At 71.5% G+C, this 19,377-nt stretch carries 19 protein-coding genes; 6 read left to right on the top strand and 13 right to left on the bottom strand.

The genetic code is table 11. The features are described from left to right. Nucleotides 1–5: 5 nt before the first annotated feature. The 6 genes from RNL97_RS17620 to lxmA form a co-directional block, all read right to left on the bottom strand. The gene (locus RNL97_RS17620) at nt 6–872 is read right to left on the bottom strand and encodes a class I SAM-dependent methyltransferase (RefSeq protein ID WP_030578737.1); all 867 of its coding nucleotides are present in this window, start codon (nt 870–872) and stop codon (nt 6–8) included. 5 nt (nt 873–877) lie between these two features. Then, nucleotides 878–1,885, bottom strand: a complete 1,008-nt coding sequence (locus RNL97_RS17615; protein WP_243314552.1) for a T3SS effector HopA1 family protein — start codon at nt 1,883–1,885, stop codon at nt 878–880. Continuing rightward, nucleotides 1,882–3,147, bottom strand: a complete 1,266-nt coding sequence (gene lxmK / locus RNL97_RS17610; RefSeq protein WP_243314550.1) for a class V lanthionine synthetase subunit LxmK — start codon at nt 3,145–3,147, stop codon at nt 1,882–1,884. Before lxmK ends, RNL97_RS17615 begins: the two co-directional genes overlap by 4 nt. Then, complete coding sequence (locus RNL97_RS17605; RefSeq protein WP_243314548.1) at nt 3,144–4,148, bottom strand: hypothetical protein; 1,005 nt, start codon at nt 4,146–4,148, stop codon at nt 3,144–3,146. The genes lxmK and RNL97_RS17605 overlap by 4 nt, the downstream gene beginning before the upstream one ends. A gap of 17 nt (nt 4,149–4,165) precedes the next feature. Beyond that, complete coding sequence (lxmD, locus tag RNL97_RS17600) at nt 4,166–4,774, bottom strand: flavoprotein (RefSeq protein WP_243314546.1); 609 nt, start codon at nt 4,772–4,774, stop codon at nt 4,166–4,168. 94 nt (nt 4,775–4,868) lie between these two features. Beyond that, nucleotides 4,869–5,084 (bottom strand): lexapeptide family class V lantibiotic, encoded by a 216-nt coding sequence (lxmA, locus tag RNL97_RS17595; protein ID WP_010063176.1) that lies wholly within the window; start codon nt 5,082–5,084, stop codon nt 4,869–4,871. A gap of 194 nt (nt 5,085–5,278) precedes the next feature. On the opposite strand from lxmA, the gene RNL97_RS17590 reads away from it, so the two are divergent. Both RNL97_RS17590 and RNL97_RS17585 read left to right on the top strand, forming a co-directional pair. Further along, complete coding sequence (locus tag RNL97_RS17590; RefSeq protein ID WP_030578753.1) at nt 5,279–7,057, top strand: ABC transporter ATP-binding protein; 1,779 nt, start codon at nt 5,279–5,281, stop codon at nt 7,055–7,057. Nucleotides 7,058–7,185: 128 nt separating this feature from the next. Next, the gene (locus RNL97_RS17585; protein WP_243314545.1) at nt 7,186–7,719 is read left to right on the top strand and encodes a hypothetical protein; all 534 of its coding nucleotides are present in this window, start codon (nt 7,186–7,188) and stop codon (nt 7,717–7,719) included. A 105-nt stretch (nt 7,720–7,824) separates the two neighbouring features. Here the strand turns inward: RNL97_RS17585 and RNL97_RS17580 are convergent, their stop codons facing one another. Next, complete coding sequence (locus RNL97_RS17580) at nt 7,825–8,130, bottom strand: helix-turn-helix domain-containing protein (protein ID WP_234313358.1); 306 nt, start codon at nt 8,128–8,130, stop codon at nt 7,825–7,827. 166 nt (nt 8,131–8,296) lie between these two features. Here RNL97_RS17580 and RNL97_RS17575 point away from each other — a divergent pair, with 166 nt between their 5' ends. Beyond that, nucleotides 8,297–9,289 carry a helix-turn-helix domain-containing protein gene (locus RNL97_RS17575; protein ID WP_030578761.1) on the top strand — a complete coding sequence of 331 codons (993 nt, stop codon included), beginning with the start codon at nt 8,297–8,299 and terminating at the stop codon, nt 9,287–9,289. 100 nt (nt 9,290–9,389) lie between these two features. On the opposite strand, the gene RNL97_RS17570 is transcribed toward RNL97_RS17575, so the two are convergent. From RNL97_RS17570 to dnaK, 6 genes are all read right to left on the bottom strand, one after another. Beyond that, on the bottom strand, nt 9,390–9,632 hold the full coding sequence (locus RNL97_RS17570) for a hypothetical protein (protein ID WP_030578764.1): 243 nt from the start codon (nt 9,630–9,632) through the stop codon (nt 9,390–9,392). Between the two features lie 8 nt (nt 9,633–9,640). Then, a complete protein-coding gene (locus tag RNL97_RS17565) occupies nt 9,641–9,940 on the bottom strand; it encodes a hypothetical protein (RefSeq protein ID WP_030578767.1) in 300 nt (99 codons plus the stop codon). Nucleotides 9,941–10,193: 253 nt separating this feature from the next. Then, complete coding sequence (locus tag RNL97_RS17560; protein ID WP_030723102.1) at nt 10,194–10,637, bottom strand: heat shock protein transcriptional repressor HspR; 444 nt, start codon at nt 10,635–10,637, stop codon at nt 10,194–10,196. A gap of 1 nt (nt 10,638) precedes the next feature. Then, on the bottom strand, nt 10,639–11,826 hold the full coding sequence (gene dnaJ, locus RNL97_RS17555) for a molecular chaperone DnaJ (RefSeq protein WP_030578769.1): 1,188 nt from the start codon (nt 11,824–11,826) through the stop codon (nt 10,639–10,641). A gap of 96 nt (nt 11,827–11,922) precedes the next feature. Beyond that, nucleotides 11,923–12,576 (bottom strand): nucleotide exchange factor GrpE, encoded by a 654-nt coding sequence (gene grpE / locus RNL97_RS17550; RefSeq protein ID WP_030578771.1) that lies wholly within the window; start codon nt 12,574–12,576, stop codon nt 11,923–11,925. Further along, entirely contained in the window at nt 12,573–14,426 is a 1,854-nt protein-coding gene (gene dnaK / locus RNL97_RS17545) for a molecular chaperone DnaK (RefSeq protein ID WP_030578774.1), read from the bottom strand. Before dnaK ends, grpE begins: the two co-directional genes overlap by 4 nt. A 314-nt stretch (nt 14,427–14,740) precedes the next feature. Between dnaK and RNL97_RS17540 the strand changes: the two genes are divergently transcribed. From RNL97_RS17540 to RNL97_RS17530, 3 genes are all read left to right on the top strand, one after another. Beyond that, nucleotides 14,741–15,502, top strand: a complete 762-nt coding sequence (locus RNL97_RS17540) for a sugar transferase (protein ID WP_030578776.1) — start codon at nt 14,741–14,743, stop codon at nt 15,500–15,502. Between the two features lie 104 nt (nt 15,503–15,606). Continuing rightward, entirely contained in the window at nt 15,607–17,874 is a 2,268-nt protein-coding gene (locus RNL97_RS17535) for a (Fe-S)-binding protein (protein WP_030578778.1), read from the top strand. Nucleotides 17,875–18,122: 248 nt separating this feature from the next. Further along, nucleotides 18,123–19,262, top strand: coding sequence for an FG-GAP repeat domain-containing protein (locus tag RNL97_RS17530; RefSeq protein WP_313750927.1), 1,140 nt, complete (start codon nt 18,123–18,125; stop codon nt 19,260–19,262). Nucleotides 19,263–19,377 lie beyond the last annotated feature (115 nt).

The raw sequence follows: 19,377 nt of genomic DNA, 5'->3' as shown, positions 1-19,377 counted from the left end.
TCATCTCAACCGGCCTGGTTCAGCGGGCGGAACACGGACACGCACATCTTGCGGCTGTCGCCCCCGTCGAAGGGCTGCTCGCGCCAGCCCGCGTACCGGCCGACGAGCTCCAGCCCGGCGATCGCGCCGAGCAGGTCCAGCTCGCCCGGCCACACGTACCGCATCACGGTCGTCGCGGACTTCGGGGCGTCGCCGTCCAGGAACAGCGTGCTCTGCAGCATCATGTTCTGCGAGGCGGGCAGCACACCCACCGACTCGATGAGCGCCCCGCGCGCCCCGATCGGATAGGTGTTGACCTCGTTCTTCTTCTGTACGTGGTAGTCGCTCGGGTCGAACGTCTCGATGACCACGTGCCCCTCCGCCGTCACGTGCCGGGCCATGGCGTGCATCAGCGCGATCTGCTCGTCGACCGCCATCGCGCAGCACAGCACGTTGAACGGGGCGAGGACGACGTCGAAGGAGCGGCCGAGGTCGAGCCCGGCGAAGTCGCCGCGCACCGGCGTGATCCGGCCCTCGGGGTCCTTCTCCGCGAGGCGGGCCAGCATCCCTTCGGAGGACTCGACACCGGTGACGTCGAAACCGCGTTCGGCGAGCGGAAGCGCCACCCGGCCGGTGCCGACCCCGAGTTCGAGGACGCTCGCGCCGGGTGCGGCGAGGGTGAGCAGGTACGTGGCGATGTCGTCGAGGTCCGGGGTGCTCGGGTAGATGTCGTCGTAGACACCGGCCAGCGCGTCGCTGTAGGCGACGGTGATCGCCGCGCCGAACCCCCCTGCGGCAGAAGCCTGTTCGCCGGTCCCCGCGGGCTCGGCAGACGCCACTGTCTCCGTGGTCGCCAGCGTCTCGGGGTGCTGTGTCGTCTCGGTCGTGGTCATCGGGCTCACACTCCAGCGGTCGCGGTCGAGGGGGTTCCGGCAAGGTTGTTCTCGGGGTGCTCCGGGTCGATCCCCGCCGCGCGGAAGGCCCGTACGACGTGATCGGCGAGGCCGTCGCCGGGGCCGGCCCCCTGGGCGTGGTCGACCAGCGCGGTGGCCAGCGCGAAGCTGCGGTGCTGCCCGAAGCTCATGCCGTCGCGGCCGGGGCGCGGGTCGCGCGGGTCCCAGGCGGCGGCGACGCCGGGGGCGAGCCGGGCGGTGAACAGCGAGGTGTCGCCGCCGAGCCCCGGCAGGTCCCGGACGGCGTCGGCCACCGCCCGTTCGGCCGGCGCGTGGTCACCGTGCAGATAGACGACGACGCTGTCGCGGCGCGGGTAGTCGTCCTCGTCGGACAGGACCTTGGCGTGGTACAGCGCCCCGGCGCCCTCCAGGGCGGCCAGCGCGGCGGCCCACAGTCCGACGGCCGCGTCCGCGTCGCGGGCGTGCAGGAAGAGGCGGCGGACCGGGCCCGCCGGAACCGGCAGGGGCCGCGAACCCATCACGTAGAAGAAGCCGGGCGAGAGGGCGGGCCGCGCCGCCTCCAGGGCGACCTGGACCAGGTCGCCCGGCGCGGGCGCGGCGGGGCCTATGAGCCGGTCGGCGGCGAGCCGGGCGGTGATCTCCGGCAGCCGTACGACCAGTTCACCGCCCTCCCCGACCTCCAGCAGCCGCCCGGTGACCGGGGTCGTGGGGTGCGGCACGGCCGCGGCGAGACGGCGTTCCAGCGCGGAGTCGCGCAACGTGCGGCGGGGAGCGGCGTCCGCGTCCCGGCGGTGCGCCCCGTTCCCGGCGTGGAACTCCTCGTACAGCGCGTTGGTGAGGCGGCCGCGCAGATCGCGGGGGCTGTCCGCGGTCAACGTCCGCCCGGCGAACCGCGCTTCGAGACCGTCGGCGCGTACGTCCACGAGGTCGAGCGCGGCGGCGAGCCGCGGGGCGAGCCCGGCGGGCCGGACCGGGGCAGGGGTGAGGGTCATCGGGGGCTCCCTGAAGGGGCGGCGGCAGGATGCGGCACGGCGGGACGCGGCACAACGGGGTCGGCCAGGCGCAGGGTGGCCACCGCACCCGCCGGGTTCAGCAGCAGCGTCCGCCCGATCCCGGCGGCGGCGCGCGCCACCGGGTTGAGGACGGCGTGCGCCTGCGCCGTGGCGATGAGCCGGTCGTACAGATGCCATCCCGCGAACCCCACGGCTCGTTCGGCGAGTTCGGGGTCCGGGGTGCGGCACTCGGTGTAGCCCTCCCAGAAGGCCGCGATACGGGGGAGGTGGCGGCGCAGTCCGGCCGCGCCCCGCTCCACGATCTCCTCGTGCGACAGGTCGAAACCGAGCGCGACGGCATCCTGGGCCGAGGCGGGCTCGCCCGTCGGCGCGAAGACGGAGTACGTGGCCTGGAAGAGCCATTCACCGACGAAAGCGCCGACGTCGCGGGCCGGGTCGGCGAGCCGGAACTCCTCCCAGTCGCACAGGTAGAGCTGCCCGTCGTGGACGAGGAACTGGTCGAAGCGCAGATCGCAGTGGGCGGGGGCGCGTGGCGCCGTACGCTCCCGCTCCCGCAGCCGGTGGAGCGCGGCGACGACCTCCGCGTCGTCCTGGACGAGCTTCCAGGCCGCGATCTGCGCCATGCTGCGGTCCTGGACCTCGCTCCACGGGAACGCCCGGAGCCAGCGCATCGGCGGCAGCGGGGCTTCGGCGGTGTCGATGGCGGGGGCCGAAGCCGGGTCCGCGGCGTCGCCGTCCGCCGTCCCCAGCGTGTGCAGCGTGGCAACGGCCCGCCCGGCTTCCCGGCACAGCGCCTCGTCGAAGTCGCCGTCCAACGCGACCTCCGAGCCCGAACGGGACCCGGGCAGCAGGCGGAAGGCGCTGACGGCCGAGTCCCGGTCGGTCCCCAGGTGTTCGGGGGTGCGGAGCGGCGAACCGGCCGGCAGCCGGGCGGCCGACGCCTCGAAGGCGAGGGCGCGGTCGATCTCGGGCCGGCTGCCGTCGGGGGCCCGGGCGACGGTCTTGACGAAGACCTGCCGGCCGCGGGTGGTCGTACCGGCCCAGTTGTCGTTGCGGCCGCCGAAGGCGGTCAGCCCCTCCGGCGCGAAGGGCCCGAGACCCAGCCGCTCCAGCAGCGCGTTCACCTCCGGCGCGGTGTCGAGTCCGGTCGGCCGGAACCTGATCAGCGCGGGCGTGTCCGCCGCGCTCGCCGTGGTCACCGCCTCCGTCGGGGCGGCCGTCGTACTCGTCGTGGTCGTCATGACACTCCTCGGGGGACCGCCCGGCGGCCCTCCTCATCGATCAACTCGGCAGTGAAGGCGAGGTAGTCGAGCAATTCGTCGCTCCACTCGCAGTAGGTGGCGAAGTCCTGCATGTGCGTGACGACGCGGAGCACGGCGCAGCGTCCGACGGCCACCGGGTCGTAGAACGGCCCCGCGTGCCCGCGGCCGCCGCCCTCGCTCCCGGCGGCGCCGTACGCGCCGAGGAACACCCGCTGGAGGTCCGTGACGGACAGCAGCCCCGCGCTCTCCCCCGCCGCCCGGTGGAGCGGCGAGGACCAGGCCAGCTCGACGAGGTCGCCCAGCATCCAGCCCAGGTCCAGCTCCCGCCGGCCCGCGCCCAGGTCCTCACCGGTGAGCAGCGCGACCCGGCCCCGGCTCCGGGGCGGTACGAGCGAACCGGTCGACGCCCAGCCGTGCAGCGGCACGACCGAGGCTCCGGGGCCCGAGGGGTGTACGGCGTCGTCCGCCCAGCCCAGCAGCCGCTCGGTGCGGTCGCCGCCCCACACCTCCCGCGCACGCCGGCGCAGCCGTGCGGCCGCCGGGGCGAGCGGCCCGGTCCCGGCCGCCCACTCCCGCAGCCGCCGCATCCCCGGTGGCGGGGACGGCCGCGGGCCCGGGTGCAGGGAGACCCCGTGCAGGGCCCGGAGCGCACGCGCGGCGGCGGCGAGGGAGTGGGCGACGAGCCGCCCGGCCTGCGGGCGGGGGTCCCGCAGCCAGGCGGCGGCCGAGGCGGCCCCGGCGGCCCGGTGGAGCAGCCCGTCTCCGTAGGGCGTGCCGGTGGCCAGCAGCGCGGCCCCCTCGGCGGATCCCAGATCCGGTACGAGGGCGGCCCGCCGGGCGGGCACGCGGAGCGGGCCGACGCGCCGGGGCCCCGGACCGTGCCACCACAGGAAGTCACCGGCGCCGCCGCCGGGCGCTCGGTGAACCCGGGTGACCTGAAGACCGGTCCCGTACTCGGCGACCGGAACCCCCAGATCCATGGTCCGAGTTGCCCCGTTCACGACGAGCCCTCGGCCGCGTCCGCGTCGGCGCCTCCGCCGTTCCTGCGGTGGGCGACGCACAGGTCGTACAACTCGTTCAGCGGTGCCGAGCCCCCGTCCTCCACCTCGCCCGTACGCGCGCTCCGCGCGGGGATCGTCGGGGCGAGGACCACTCCGGGCCGCTCGCGCAGCGCCGCCAGGTGCCCCTGGACGACCGGGCTCCCGAGCGCTCCGGGCGGCAGCGAGGGGGCGACGCCGACCAGGGCGCGGGTGGTCTGCAGGGCGACCATCAGCGGGGTGTCGGCGACCCCGAGGGCGTATCGGCCGACGAAATTCAAGGTGGCGGGATGGACGAGAATCAGATCCGCCCATTCCGCGATGTCCACATGGGGTACATCGACACCGGAGAACGCATTCCAGTCGTCGATGAAGACTTCTTTTCCGGAGAGCACGGCCACCGCGTCCGGTGACACGAACCGGCATGCGGAACGGGTCAGCGCGACCCGCTTCTCCAGGTCGGGAAAGGAATTCCCGAGCCAGTTGATCCAGAACGGCAGGAAGGCGACGCCGAGGGCTCCCGTCCCCACGACGAGGATGCGCTCGAAGTCCCGTTGCTGTTCCTCCACGACGCCTCCTGTGCGCGTTGGGGCCGGGGGCCGACCGGAGCATGCGCACCGCATCTCCGGCCGACCCCCGCGGCTCACAGCGAAGAGTCGCTGGTCAGCACTTGTTCTCGACGGTCTTCGCGGCGAGCGAGCCGAGAGCGGCGGCGCACTGCTGCGAGGAACGCGCGGTGATGATCGTGGCGCGGATGGCCCACGGGATGGTGGGGCTGAACGCCGGCGCGGCCTCCTGGCCGTCGTGCAGGCCGAGCTCCTCGGCGGAGGTGTAGGCGGTGTAGCCGTCGAACAGGTCCTTCTCGGTGACGTTCTGCATGAGTCTTTCCTTCGTTCCATGAAAGGGAATTGACGACCGGCCACTTCGCGCATCTCGCCGATGCCTGGTTTACCGGCGTCCGTTGCGGACAGAAAGAATGTTGACCCACGCCGCCGGCTCCGCACCATTGGCTCTTGCGGCATTGCCGCAAACGACAGTTCCCCGCGCGGGTGGAAGAGGATAGAACTACGGGTGTGAACACACCTGACGCAGAACAGTCTCCGGCGGAGCGGCCCGCACTGCGGGCGCTGCTCTCGTACGCGCGTCCGCACCGCGGCATCCTCCTCACGGTGCTGGCTCTGACGCTGGCGGGCAGCGCCGCCGGTCTGGCCCAGCCGCTGGTCATCCAGTCGGTGCTGGCCAAGCTCATGACGGGTGACGGGCTGCGGGAGGACATCCTGCTGCTGACCGGCCTGTTGCTCGCCTCCATCGGGCTCACCTGGCTGCAGTCCTGGCTCAGCGAGCGGACCGCCGAACGCGTCGTGCTCCAGGTCCGCCGCGGTCTGATCGCGCGGCTCATCCGGCTGCGTACGGCCGAGCTGGACCGCACCGAGCCGGGCGGGCTGACCACGCGCGTCACCTCCGACAGCACGCTGGTGCAGCACGCGGCGACGGGCGGTCTCATCCAGCTCGTCGACGGGTCGATCCATCTGCTGGCCACGATCGTGCTGATGGGCATCGTCAGCCTGCCGCTGCTCGGCATCACCTCCGCCGTGCTGGTGGTCGTCGGCATCGCGATGGGCGTCGTCATGCCCCGGATCAAGCGGGTCACCACGGAGGCGCAGACCTCCGTCGGCGAGATCGGCGCGGCGCTCGACCGCTCGCTCGGCGCGGCCCGCACCGTCAAGGCCAACGGCGGTGAGGCGAAGGAGACGGAGCGGGCCACCGAGGCCGCCGAACGCGCCTACCGGGCGGGGCTCAAGGGCGCCCGCTACCACGCGCTGATCGCGGTGCTGGCCGGGCTGATCGTCCAGGCCTCGTTCCTCGCCGTCATCGGCTTCGGCGGTGCGCTGGTGGCCATGGGCACCCTCGAACTGGCCGCGCTGATCGGCTTCCTGCTCTACCTGTTCAACCTGGGCGGTCCGGTCCTGTCCCTGGTCGGCGGCACCACCGCCCTGCAACAGGGGCTCGGCGCGCTGGCCCGGATCGAGGAGGTGCGGTCCATGGCGGCGGAGGACGACGTGGACGGTACGCCGCGGGCGCCCTCCGGCCCGCCGCCCCGCGTCACGGTCGACGGGCTGACCTTCGGCTACGAGGGGCGCACGGCCGTCCTGGACGGCACGAGCTTCGTCGCACCGGCGGGCAAGGTCACCGCGATCGTCGGCCCGTCAGGCTCCGGCAAGACCACGGTGTTCTCGCTGATCCAGCGGTTCTACGACACCGAGGGCGGCCGCATCCTGCTGGACGACACCGACATCCGCTCCCTGGGCCGGGCCGAACTGCGCCGCCGGATCGCCTATGTCGAGCAGGACTCCCCCATGCTGGCGGGCACGCTGAGGGAGAACCTTCTCTACTCCGCGCCGGACGCCGGCGACGAGGCCGTCGCCGACGTGCTGCGCCGCACCCTGCTCGACGGCTTCGTCGCCTCCCTCCCGGACGGCCTCGACACGGCTGTCGGCGCCCGGGGCCTGGCCCTCTCCGGCGGCGAACGTCAACGCCTCGCCATCGCACGGGCGTTGCTGCGCCGCCCGCAGGTCCTGCTCCTCGACGAGGTCACCGCGCATCTCGACGGGCTCAGCGAAACCGCCCTGCGCCGGACGGTGGAGGAGGCCGCGCGGGACTGCACGGTGCTCCTCATCGCGCACCGGCTCTCGACGGTCACCACGGCGGACCGGCTGGTGCTGTTCGAGAACGGCCGGGTCAGCGACCACGGGCGGCACGAGGAGCTGCTGGAGCGCAGCACCCTCTACCAGGACCTCACCGCGACGCAGTTGACCGCCGGCCCGGCGGTCGCGACCGCCGGGGCCCACTGACCGGCACCGGAGCACGGCACGCTCCTGGGACAATTCCCGTACGCAGGTGCGCTGCGCACCCGTGACTCCGTACGGCAGTGATGCTCCGCGAACACCCCCCAGCACGACCGAAGGGTTCAAGGATCCAGATGACCGACACCACCTCCCTCCCGCTGCCCGCCTCCACCGAGGACGACCACTACGGGGAGATCTCCGTCGAACTCCTCGGCGACAACCGGGAGAAGCTCGTCGTCAGCGGCGGGCGGATCCCGACCGTCACCATCGTCCGCGCCCCCGAGGCGGAGGTCGACGACCACATCGTCATCGGCACCCGCGACCCCCGGTACCTGACGATCACGGTGGCCGGCGAGGACGCGACGATCAAGCCGGGCAAGGGCAAGCTCCGGCGGCAGACCTACCGGGTCGACGTCCACCACGGGGGCATCCACTACCGGCTCGTCCCGAACTCGATCCCGTTCAGCAAGCTGACCCGCGACGGCAAGCACCTCGGGGACTTCTCCTCGGACGGCGACCGCCGGGTGATAGCCGAGTGGCAGGAGGAGGCCGGAACCCCCGAGCCCCTCGACGCGGCCATCGGCTACGCGCTGGCGGCGGCGTTCGGGACGGGCGGTCAGCCGATGTGGATGATGCTGGTGGACGCGGTCAGTGCCGCCCTGCCGTAGGCGGGTGTGCCGGAACAGCCGGAAGTCCCCTGCCGGAAGCGAGACTTCCGGCAGGGGACTTCGACGTGTCAGGGCGCAGGACGCAGAACGCGATCCGGCGTCAGGTCACGGACGCAGCCCCCTGATGTCCTCGGCGTGCAGATACGACACGATCGCCGCCTCGAACCGGGACTTCAGGTTCAGCTTGCGCACGATGCTCGACGTGTGCGCCCGGACGGTCCGTTCCGTGATGCCCAGTCTCCGGGCCAGCCAGCGGTTCTGTTCCCCGCTCGCCAGCAGCACGAGCACTTCCAGCTCACGTTCGGTGAGCGTGGCGAAGTCCATCGCCCGCCGGGCGCCGACTGCGGTCCCCGCCCGTCCGCCGGCCCTCATCTGTTCGTCGGCCATCATCGTCACAGCAGTCTCCTCCATTGATCGTCACCGTCCCCCGTCCCGCGCCCGTCACCCGGACGACCGGGACTACCTGCTGCTTTACCTATCGATTACCCTCTCCCTCATCGGTTCGACGGCTGCGCGGCATTTGACCCATGCCGCAGTGCGCCGTCGGTAGTCGTGCGGCACGCGGGGGGCGGCAGCGGTGAATGGCGGAAGCCTGTCCATACTCGGTCTGGACATCACGGAGGAACGCGCCTACCGGCACTTCCTCCGCAATCCGGGCACCGGCACCGAGGACATCGGGGTGCTCCTCCACAGCCCCCGTGAGGAGGTGGAGAAGGCCCTCGCCCGCCTCGACGAGCTGGGCCTGCTGCGGACCGACGAACACGGCGGCGTCTCGGCGGCGGCCCCGGAGACCGCGGTCGAGCGGCTCACGGAGATACGGCTGCGCGAGCTGCACGAACAGCTCCACCAGGTCACCAGGTCCCGGCACCTGATCGCCGAGCTGACCGCCGAACAGCAGACCCGTCCCCTCGCCACCCAGGGCGTCGAACGGCTGGAGGTGCTCCCGCAGATCCGCGACCGGATCGACGACCTGGCCTTCTTCGCCCGTCAGGAGATCCTCTCCGTCGAGCCGTACACCGCCCTCACCGCCGAGAACATCGCGCACGCACGCCCCCTGGACACCCGGTGTCTGCGCCGGGGCGTGCAGATCCGCAGCGTGGTGCTGCGGGAAGCGCTCGACCACCCGCCGACCGTCGCCTACCTCCGCGAACTCACTGCTCAGGGGGCGTCGATCAGGGCCGCGGACAAGCTGTCCGAGCGGATCCTCGTGTACGACCGCCGTACGGCCCTGGTGCCCGTCGACCCCTCGGACACCTCGCGCGGCGCGCTGGTCACCCAGCAGGCCGGCCTGGTCTCCAACATCCTGGCCCTGTTCGAGAAGATCTGGGCCGAGTCCACGGACCTGTCCACCCTGATCGACACCCACTCCTCGCCCTCCGACGTGCTGTCCGAGATGGAGCAGCGCGTCATGGAGGAGATGTGCCGGGTCGCCAAGGACGAGACGGGCGCACGGAACCTGGACATCTCGGTGCGGACGTACCGCCGCCATGTCGCCGACGTCCTCCGCATCCTGGGCGCGACCAGCCGCCCGCACGCGGCCCTGCTGGCCCGCGAGCGAGGCTGGATCTGAGCCCGGGAGCGGGGCCGGATCTGAGCCCCGGCGGGCGGGGCCGTCCGGATCCCGCTCCCCGGGGGCCCCGGACACGCCCCCGGAAGCGGCGGCGGAGGGCCTAACCGGCCCCTTCCAGGACCCACCCCTCCAGCGTCCGGTCCCGCAGCGCCTCCGCGCACCGTTGCCGTACGCCGGTCACCTCCTCCGCGTCCCGCCCGGAACCGCGCACCAGGACGGTGATCCGGTCCTCCTCGATGCGCTGGCCGCACTCCCACTCCGCGGGCAGCATCCCGATGAGCCGGAGCACCGCGATTCCGGCGGGCGCGGCGTCGCCGGAGACCCGCGCCACCGTGATCTCCACCGGGTCTTCTACTGCCAGCCGTTGACGCACTTCACCTTGCCCATGAACGGCGCGAGCGGCTTCGGCAGCGGCGCCCCGCAGAGAAGCCGGTTCACCGCCTCCTTCACCTCCGACGCGATCTCCTCGCCCCGGCCCCCGATCCCGGCCCCCGGCCCCGCCCCGGCCGTCAGCGGTGCGGCCGCCTCCGCCACGGTGCCGGCCCCCGGGCCGGCGGACGCGTGGGCCGGTGCGACGGCCGCTCCGAGAACCAGTCCCAGGAGCAGTCCCCCCGTACCGACCGTCTTTCCGGTGAACGCGTAGACGCCCATGTCTTCCTCCCCGTACGTCACGTGTCTCGTCGGCTCGTTCCCGCCGACATGCACCACCTTGTCAGCGGAGCGATCCGCTCCGGACGGGGATCGCTGTCAACTTGCTGCACGATTCCGGCCACTTGGTGCCAGCCATCCGCCACCACGAGACGGCACAGACACACCCGGACAGACGGAGACGGCCGGGGGCGGAAGAACACGTGGTGTTCTTCCGCCCCCGGCCGTCTTTCCGTACGGAAGGCCCGTCCTGGAGCTAGGGCTTCGGCTTCGGCCGCCACACCACCAGCGCGCCCGTCTGCTGCACGTCCTGGTACGGCACGAGGTCGCGGCGGTACGAGGCGTGGACCTGGGCCTCGCGCTGCTGCATGGCGACCGCCGCGCCGTCCACCGCCGCCGAGAGCTCGGCGACGCGCTGCTGGAGCGCGGTCACCTGGTTCTCCAGCTCGATGATCCGCTTGATGCCCGCGAGGTTGATGCCCTCGTCCTGCGACAGCTGCTGCACGGTGCGCAGCAGCTCGATGTCGCGGGCCGAGTAGCGCCGGCCGCGCCCGGCCGTACGGTCCGGGGAGACCAGGCCGAGACGGTCGTACTGGCGCAGCGTCTGCGGGTGGAGCCCCGAGAGCTGGGCCGCGATCGAGATCACGTACACCGGTGTCTCATCGGTCAGCTGGTACGGATTGCGTCGACGGCCGTCCATCTCAAGCTCCCTTCGCGGCCTGGAACAGTTCCGCCCGCGGGTCCTCGTCCGCGGTCGCCTTCCGGTAGGCCTCCAGGGCGTCCCTGGCCTCCTGGCCCAGGTCCCTGGGGACCGCGACCTCCACGGTGACCAGCAGGTCGCCGCGGGTGCCGTCCTTGCGCACCGCGCCCTTGCCCCGGGCGCGCATCGTACGCCCGTTGGGGGTGCCGGCGGGAAGCTTCAGCGTGACCGGGGGTCCGCCGAGCGTGGGGACCTTGATCTCGCCGCCGAGCGTCGCCTCCGGATACGTGACGGGCACGGTGACCGTGAGGTTGTCGCCCTTGCGGCCGAAGACCGGGTGGGCGTCGACGTGGACGACGACGTACAGATCGCCTGCCGGTCCGCCGCGCTCGCCCGCACCGCCCTTGCCGCGCAGCCGGATCCGCTGGCCGTCGGAGACGCCCGCCGGGATCCGCACCTGCATGGTGCGCGCCGACTTCGCCCGGCCGCTGCCCTTGCAGACGTCACAGGGGTCCTGGGCGATGAGGCCCCGGCCCTTGCAGTCCACACAGGGGTCGGTGAGCGAGAAGCCGCCGCCGCTGCCGCGCGAGACCTGGCCGGTGCCGACACAGGTCGGGCAGACCCGGGGGGTGCCGTTCTTGTCACCGGTGCCGGAACACGCCTTGCAGGGCGCCTGGCTGGACATCCGCAGCGGGACCGTGGCCCCGTCGACCGCCTCGGTGAAGCTGAGCGTCACCTCGGACTCGATGTCCTGGCCGCGCTTGGGCTGGACCCGGGTGCCCGTGCCGCCGCGGTTGAACAGCCCGCCGAAGACGTCGCCGAGACCGCCGCCGCCGAAGCCGCCGCCCGCGCCGCCCTGTCCGCCGCCCGGGGCGCCCCCGCCGAAGAGGTCGCCCAGGTCGAAGTTGAAGTTGCCGCCCGCACCACCGGGGCCGGCCCGGAAGCCGCCGTTGCCGAAGAGGGCTCGCGCCTCGTCGTACTCCTTGCGCTTCTTGGGGTCACCGAGGACGTCGTTCGCCTCGGAGATCTCCTTGAAGCGCTCCTCCGCCTTGGCGTCGTTCTTGTTGGCGTCCGGGTGGAACTCGCGGGCGAGCTTCCGGTACGCCTTCTTGACCTCGGCGTCGGTGGCGTCCTTGGGGACGCCGAGGACCTTGTAGTAGTCCTTCTCGACGAAGTCCTTCGTGCTCATCGACGTCCCTCCTTCCGGACGATCGGCCGAGCGGCCGGCCCGTGGGCCGGCCGCCGGGCCGGTCGGTGTGCACCGCGGTGATCAGACGTGTCGCCGTCAGACCTCCTCGGTGCCACCGCTCTCCTCGTCGTCTGCCTTCTTCTCTTCCTTCGCCGCGGCGGGCGTGGCGCCCGGCTGCGGCTCGGCGACGGCCACCCGCGCGGGGCGGATGGTGCGCTCGCCGATGCGATACCCCGGCTGAAGGATCGCCACGCAGGTCGTCTCGGTGACGTCCGGCGCGTAGCTGTGCATCAGGGCCTCGTGGATCGTCGGGTCGAAGGGCTCGCCCTCCTTGCCGAACTGCTGGAGGCCCAGCTTCGCGACGACGGTCTCCATCGATTCGGCCACCGACTTGAAGCCGCCGACCAGCTCGCCGTGTTCCCGCGCGCGGCCGACGTCGTCGAGGACGGGCAGGAGCTCGGACAGGAGGTTCGCCACAGCGATCTCCTTGACCGTGACCCGGTCCCGCTCGACGCGGCGGCGGTAGTTCTGGTACTCGGCCTGGAGCCGCTGGAGGTCTGCGGTGCGCTCGTCCAGCGCCGTACGGACCTGGTCCAGCTGCGCCGTCAGACCGACGGTCGCATCGGTGTCCCCGGCCGGGGCCGCCGCCTCCTCCTCGGAGGGAGCGGCAGCCTTCGGCTCGGCGTCATCAGGGGTGGCGCCGGAGGGGACGTCGGGCTTCTCCTCGAAGCCCGGAGTCTCCTCGGTCACGCCGCACCGCCCTTGGTGTCCTTCTCGTCGTCCACGATCTCGGCGTCGACGACGTCGTCATCGGCCTTGGCCTGGCCGTCGCCCGGGGCCTCGGCACCCGGAGCCGCACCCTCGGCCTGGGCGTTGGCGTACATCGCCTGGCCCAGCTTCTGGGAGACGGCGGCGACCTTCTCGGTGGCCGTACGGATCTCGGCGGTGTCCTCGCCCTTGAGCTTCTCCTTCAACTCCTCGACCGCGGTCTCCACCTCCGTCTTGACGTCGCCGGGGACCTTGTCCTCGTTGTCCTTGAGGAACTTCTCCGTCTGGTAGACGAGCTGCTCGCCCTGGTTGCGCGACTCGGCGGCCTCGCGGCGGGCGTGGTCCTCCTCCGCGTACTTCTCGGCCTCTTCGCGCATCCGGTTGACCTCGTCCTTCGGCAGCGAGGAGCCGCCGGTGACGGTCATCTTCTGCTCCTTGCCGGTGCCGAGGTCCTTGGCGGCGACGTGCATGATGCCGTTGGCGTCGATGTCGAAGGCGACCTCGATCTGCGGGACACCGCGCGGGGCCGGCGGCAGACCGGTCAGCTCGAACATCCCGAGCTTCTTGTTGTACGCCGCGATCTCGCGCTCGCCCTGGTAGACCTGGATCTGGACGGACGGCTGGTTGTCCTCGGCCGTCGTGAAGATCTCGGAGCGCTTGGTCGGGATCGTGGTGTTGCGCTCGATGAGCTTGGTCATGATCCCTCCCTTGGTCTCGATACCGAGGGACAGCGGGGTGACGTCGAGGAGCAGGACGTCCTTGACCTCGCCCTTGAGGACACCGGCCTGGAGCGAGGCGCCGATGGCGACGACCTCGTCCGGGTTCACACCCTTGTTGGCCTCCTGGCCGCCGGTCAGCTCCTTGACGAGCTCGGCGACGGCGGGCATACGGGTGGAGCCACCGACGAGAACGACGTGGTCGATCTCGGAGAGCTGGATGCCCGCGTCCTTGATGACGTTGTGGAACGGGGTCTTGCAGCGGTCCAGGAGGTCCGCGGTCAGCTGCTGGAACTGCGAGCGCGTGAGCTTCTCGTCCAGGTGCAGCGGGCCCTCGGCGGACGCCGTGATGTACGGCAGGTTGATCGTGGTCTCGGTCGAGGACGAGAGCTCGATCTTGGCCTTCTCCGCAGCCTCGCGCAGACGCTGGAGAGCCATCTTGTCCTTGGACAGGTCCACGCCGTGCCCGTTGGCGAACTGCTTCACCAGGTAGTCGACGACGCGCTGGTCCCAGTCGTCACCACCGAGGTGGTTGTCACCGTTGGTGGCCTTCACCTCGACGACGCCGTCGCCGATCTCCAGGAGGGACACGTCGAAGGTGCCGCCACCGAGGTCGAAGACGAGGATCGTCTGGTCGTCCTTGTCGAGGCCGTACGCCAGGGCGGCGGCGGTCGGCTCGTTGACGATGCGCAGGACGTTCAGGCCCGCGATCTCGCCGGCCTCCTTCGTCGCCTGACGCTCGGAGTCGTTGAAGTACGCCGGGACGGTGATGACCGCGTCGGTGACCTTCTCGCCCAGGTAGGACTCGGCGTCGCGCTTCAGCTTCTGCAGGATGAAGGCGCTCATCTGCTGCGGGTTGAAGCTCTTGCCGTCCAGGTCGATCTTCCAGTCAGTGCCCATGTGGCGCTTGACGGAGCGGATGGTCCTGTCGACGTTGGTGACCGCCTGGCGCTTGGCGACCTCGCCGACGAGCACCTCGCCGTTCTTGGCGAAGGCGACGACGGACGGCGTGGTCCTGGCGCCTTCGGCGTTGGTGATGACGGTGGGCTCGCCGCCTTCGAGAACGCTGACGACGGAGTTAGTCGTGCCCAGGTCGATGCCGACCGCACGTGCCATTTCAATTCCTCCAACGGATTACTTGAGTGGATCTGACTCAAGAATGCATGACGCCCGCCCGTGAGTCAACAGACCTGAGCCGAGCAGGCTCAACTTAAATGCTTACGTGGAACTTATCTGCGCCGATCCGCCCGCCACACCACCGCACCGGCGCACGCCACGCCCCTCGCGCACCCCCCGACCCACCGTCCCACCATGGGATCGTTCTGTCACAAATTGCCGCGAGACGGCCACAACCGTCCCCGACCGGCAGGTTTCAGCGTGGATCGTCACCCATCAGAACCCCATCGAACCTCGAACCCCGGGCGGGCGCGATGCAGGACGCGAGGAAGCGGCACGTACGGCAGACGCGACCGGAGAACCGGCGGACGGGAAGCCGGACAGGAGGCACAGGGCAGCCGCGCCCACACGCGTACGCGGCCGAGTCCGGCACGGAGAGGGGCCACTTCCCCTCCCGCCCCGCCGCACGCCTCGCGGGCCTCACCGACCGGGTGCGCCGGCTCGCGGACCGCGCCCTCCCCCGCACGACGGCCGAACGCACCCTGGACCTGGTGCTGGGCACCGCACTGCTGGCCCTGACCTGCCCCGCCGTCGCCGTGGCCGCGCTCGTCCTGACCGCGCGGCGCACCCCGGGCGGCGCCTGGGACCACCGGCCCCGGACGGGCCTGGGCGGCCGGGTCTTCGAGCTGCGCACCCTGCGGACCCGGAGACTCCGTCTGGACCTGTTCTCGCGGCTGCCGCACGTCGTGCGCGGCGACCTCGCCCTGGTCGGCCCCGCCCCGCTGGCCCCCGGCGACCCCCGGTCCACCGGGTCCGGCGCCCGGCGGTGGCGGCAGGAACTGCGGCCGGGACTGACCGGTCTGGCGCAGGTGCGCGCCCGCTCGGGCATGCCGTGGGACGACCCCGCCCTGCTGGACCAGCACTACGCAGAGCACCATGGAGTGGTGCTCGACCTGGCGATCCTCGCCGAAGCCGCCCGCAACCCCTTGCGGGACCGGCTCCGGAAGGCCCGCCGAACCAAGGCACACCTGAGCGACGCAGATCACCGCCCGCCCGCCTGCGGGAGGGTGGACTAAGTGGATAGTGTCAGCACAGACTAAATAAGTTACTGCTTAGTAGTAGCGGGCAGTATCACGCAACCAACCGGATCCCGCTCTCGCAGGCCCGAGGAGCCCCACTCATGCAACTCGCCGCGATCATCGTGTCGCTGGTGCTGACGGTCGTCGGCGTTGCGCTCATCTGCCGAGCCGTCGCACAGATCTACCGCTTCGTCCGCCTGGGCCAGCCCGTACCAGCAGGCAGCCGCACCGACCACCCCAAGGCCCGCACGATCACGCTGGTCAAGGAGTTCCTCGGCCACACCCGGATGAACCGGTGGGGCATCGTCGGCTTCGCCCACTGGTTCGTCGCGATCGGCTTCCTGACGCTGCCGCCCACACTGCTCCAGGCGTACGGCCAGCTCTTCCAGGCCGACTGGGTGCTGCCGATCATCGGCACGTTCCTGCCGTTCGAGATGTACATCGAGTTCATCGGCCTGATGACGGTCGTGGGCATCGTGGCGCTGATGGTGATCCGGCTGCTGAACCTGCCCTCCCGGGCCGGCCGCAAGTCCCGGTTCGCGGGTTCGAAGGCCTGGCAGGCGTACTTCGTCGAGTACGTCATCCTGACGATCGGCCTCGCGATCCTGGTGCTCCGCGGCCTTGAGGGCGCGATCCACCACGTCGAGAGCTACGACGCCGCGTACTTCGTGTCGTACCCGCTGGTGCTCGCCTTCAAGGGGCTGAGCATCAGCACGCTCCAGACGCTCATCTACTTCACCGCGATGATCAAGATCGGCACCTCGCTGATCTGGATGATCACGGTCTCGCTCAACACCAACATGGGTGTCGCCTGGCACCGCTTCCTCGGCTTCCCGAACATCTGGTTCAAGCGGAACGCCGACGGAGAGGTCGCGCTCGGCGCGCTCCAGCCGATGACGACGGCCGGCAAGGAGATCGACTGGGACGACCCGGCCGAGGACGCGGTCTTCGGTGTCTCCCAGGTCGAGCAGTTCTCCTGGAAGGGCATCCTCGACTTCTCCACCTGCACCGAGTGCGGCCGCTGCCAGTCGCAGTGCCCCGCCTGGAACACCGGCAAGCCGCTCTCGCCGAAGCTCCTGATCATGTCGCTGCGCGACCACGCGCACGCCAAGGCCCCCTACCTGCTGGCAGGCGGCGGCAAGACCATGGAGGGCGAGGAGAAGGCCTCCGAGGAGCAGCTCAAGGACGTTCCCGCGGCCGCCCTCGCCGAGGCCGAGCGCCCGCTGATCGGCACCGCCGAGGAGAACGGCGTCATCGACCCGGACGTCCTGTGGTCCTGCACCACCTGCGGCGCCTGTGTCGAGCAGTGCCCGGTCGACATCGAGCACATCGACCACATCGTCGACATGCGCCGCTACCAGGTGATGATCGAGTCCGCGTTCCCGTCCGAGGCGGGCACGATGCTCAAGAACCTGGAGAAGAAGGGCAACCCCTGGGGGCTCGCCAAGAAGGCGCGCGTCGAGTGGACCAAGGAGGTCGACTTCGAGGTCCCGATCGTCGGCAAGGACGTCGAGGACCTCACCGAGGTCGACTACCTGTACTGGGTCGGCTGCGCGGGCGCCCTGGAGGACCGGGCCAAGAAGACCACCAAGGCCTTCGCGGAACTGCTGCACATGGCGGGCGTCAAGTTCGCGATCATGGGCGGCGACGAGAAGTGCACCGGTGACTCCGCCCGCCGCCTGGGCAACGAGCCGCTGTTCCAGCAGCTCGGCCAGGAGAACGTGGCCATGCTGAACATGGCGTACGGCGAGGACGAGGACGACCCGGAGACGAAGAAGCCCAAGTCGTCGAAGAAGATCGTCGCGACCTGCCCGCACTGCTTCAACACGATCGCGAACGAGTACCCGCAGCTCGGCGGCGAGTACGAGGTCATCCACCACACCCAACTGCTCCAGCACCTCATCGACGAGGGCAAGCTGATCCCGGTGACCCCGGTCGAGGGCCTGATCACGTACCACGACCCGTGCTACCTGGGCCGGCACAACAAGATCTACACCCCGCCGCGCGAGATCATCGCGAAGGTCCCGGGACTGCGGAACGAGGAGATGCACCGCCACAAGGAGCGCGGCTTCTGCTGCGGCGCCGGCGGCGCCCGGATGTGGATGGAGGAGCGGATCGGCAAGCGCATCAACACCGAGCGCGTCGACGAGGCCCTCGCCCTCAACCCGGACATCGTCTCCACCGCCTGCCCGTTCTGCCTCGTCATGCTGACCGACTCGGTCAACGGCAAGAAGAACGACGGCCAGGCCAAGGAGTCCATCCAGGTCGTGGACGTCTCGCAGCTCCTCCTGGAGTCCGTGAAGACGCCCATGGACCCGACCGGTGAGCCGGAGCAGGTGGACGCACCGGAGCCGGAACCGGCACAGTGACGTAACGCATCGGCGCGACGAAGCGGCCGGACCTGCCTCGGGGGCAGGACCGGCCGCTTCGTCGTGCCCGGGCCCGGGCGGCCGGGGGCCGACGTGACGACCGCCGCAGAGGAACTGTGAACTCGGACATGTACGCGACGACGTATCTGGAGCATCATGTGCCCCGGAGAAGCCCGCCAGGGCGTCCGGGACACCTCCCCGGCGCCGACCGGGGGGCCACAGCTCGACGAACACCGAACGAGGCCCCCGTGCGCCCACACACCCGCACCGAGCACCCGCAGGCAGCGGTCACCAGCAGGGTGGCGGCCTCCCTCGCCGTCGGCTGTACGGCCCTGCTGCTGGCGCTCACGGCCTGTTCGGGCCCGTCCTCCGCGTCCGACGGCAAGAACGGCGACACCCCGCCCCCGGCACAGGCACGGACCCGGGCGGAGACGGTGAGCGCCCCCGTCCCCCGCGGCACCGGCAGCCGCGTCCCGTACGACTTCAACGGCGACGGACACCGTGACCTGGTCGTCGACGACCTGGTGAAGGCGCCCGAGGACAGCCACGGCGACGACGCGGGCATCGGCGTCGTGTACGGCTCCGACGACCGCGACCGCCCCCTCGACCCCTCCACCCGGCAACTGCTGAGCGCCCGGGTGAACGCGGCGAAGTCCGGCGACACCCTGCCCGCCGCCTTCGACGCCGAGTCGGCCTGCGACCTGGACCGGGACGGCTTCACCGACCTGATCGTCTCCACCGACCCCCCGTACAACGGCATCGGCGCCCCGCCCGTACCGCTCCAGATCCTCTTCGGCTCCCCGCAGGGGCTGACGGGCAAGGCGGTCACCGTACGCATCCCGCAGCAGGCCCGGTTCGGCAACGAGTGGCCCGAGCAGCCGGTCTGCGGCGACTTCGACGGCGACGGGAAGGCCGACCTCGCGGTCACCGCCAGCGCCGGCCAGGTCACCTTCCTGCACGGCCCCTTCACCCGCACCGGGGCCCCGCGCAGCGCGGAACTGCTGCCCGACGGCGGCCCGTATCTCTACGCCCCCGAGCCCCGGTCCGACACCGACGGCGACGGTTACGACGACCTCGTCGCGGCGGCCCGCCCGCACGCCCCGGGACGGGCGGGCAAGGGCACCCTCCTCCTCGGCTCCGCGAAGGGCCCGGCGCGCCCGGGCGGCGCGTACGCGTTCGCGGCCAAGGACCTCCCCACCGCACCGCTGAACGCGACGGGCGCCACCCGCACCGCCCTCCTGAACCACGGCGACTACGACGGCGACAAGAAGCCGGACACGGTGGTGCGGACGTACCGGGGCGAGCGGCAGGACCTGATCGCGCTCTACCCGGCGGGTACCACGGACCAGCCCCTCGTCACCTTCTCCACGGCGCTGTTCCTCCCCTGAACTCCCCCTCCGGGGGCCCGGGGCGCGGCCCCTAGGGGATGTCACAGCTCGGCCGCAATGGCGCCCCGGTTCCCCCGGCCCCCACCCCCCGCCCCCGGGGACCAGGTACGTTCGA

The sequence above is a fragment of the Streptomyces parvus genome (genome assembly GCF_032121415.1).
Taxonomy (GTDB): Bacteria; Actinomycetota; Actinomycetes; order Streptomycetales; family Streptomycetaceae; genus Streptomyces; species Streptomyces globisporus_A.
This window is presented reverse-complemented; position numbering and strand designations above follow the sequence as displayed.

Excerpts from the sequence above, each read along its gene's own strand:
- RNL97_RS17535 (WP_030578778.1), top strand. The coding sequence starts at position 15,607 with ATGCAACTCGCCGCGATCATCGTGTCGCTGGTGCTGACGGTCGTCGGC.
- dnaK (WP_030578774.1), bottom strand. The coding sequence starts at position 14,426 with ATGGCACGTGCGGTCGGCATCGACCTGGGCACGACTAACTCCGTCGTC.
- RNL97_RS17580 (WP_234313358.1), bottom strand. The coding sequence starts at position 8,130 with ATGGAGGAGACTGCTGTGACGATGATGGCCGACGAACAGATGAGGGCC.
- RNL97_RS17560 (WP_030723102.1), bottom strand. The coding sequence starts at position 10,637 with ATGGACGGCCGTCGACGCAATCCGTACCAGCTGACCGATGAGACACCG.
- RNL97_RS17565 (WP_030578767.1), bottom strand. The coding sequence starts at position 9,940 with ATGGGCGTCTACGCGTTCACCGGAAAGACGGTCGGTACGGGGGGACTG.
- dnaJ (WP_030578769.1), bottom strand. The coding sequence starts at position 11,826 with ATGAGCACGAAGGACTTCGTCGAGAAGGACTACTACAAGGTCCTCGGC.
- RNL97_RS17615 (WP_243314552.1), bottom strand. The coding sequence starts at position 1,885 with ATGACCCTCACCCCTGCCCCGGTCCGGCCCGCCGGGCTCGCCCCGCGG.
- lxmA (WP_010063176.1), bottom strand. The coding sequence starts at position 5,084 with ATGCAGAACGTCACCGAGAAGGACCTGTTCGACGGCTACACCGCCTAC.
- RNL97_RS17605 (WP_243314548.1), bottom strand. The coding sequence starts at position 4,148 with ATGGATCTGGGGGTTCCGGTCGCCGAGTACGGGACCGGTCTTCAGGTC.
- RNL97_RS17620 (WP_030578737.1), bottom strand. The coding sequence starts at position 872 with ATGACCACGACCGAGACGACACAGCACCCCGAGACGCTGGCGACCACG.
- RNL97_RS17540 (WP_030578776.1), top strand. The coding sequence starts at position 14,741 with ATGCAGGACGCGAGGAAGCGGCACGTACGGCAGACGCGACCGGAGAAC.
- lxmK (WP_243314550.1), bottom strand. The coding sequence starts at position 3,147 with ATGACGACCACGACGAGTACGACGGCCGCCCCGACGGAGGCGGTGACC.
- RNL97_RS17585 (WP_243314545.1), top strand. The coding sequence starts at position 7,186 with ATGACCGACACCACCTCCCTCCCGCTGCCCGCCTCCACCGAGGACGAC.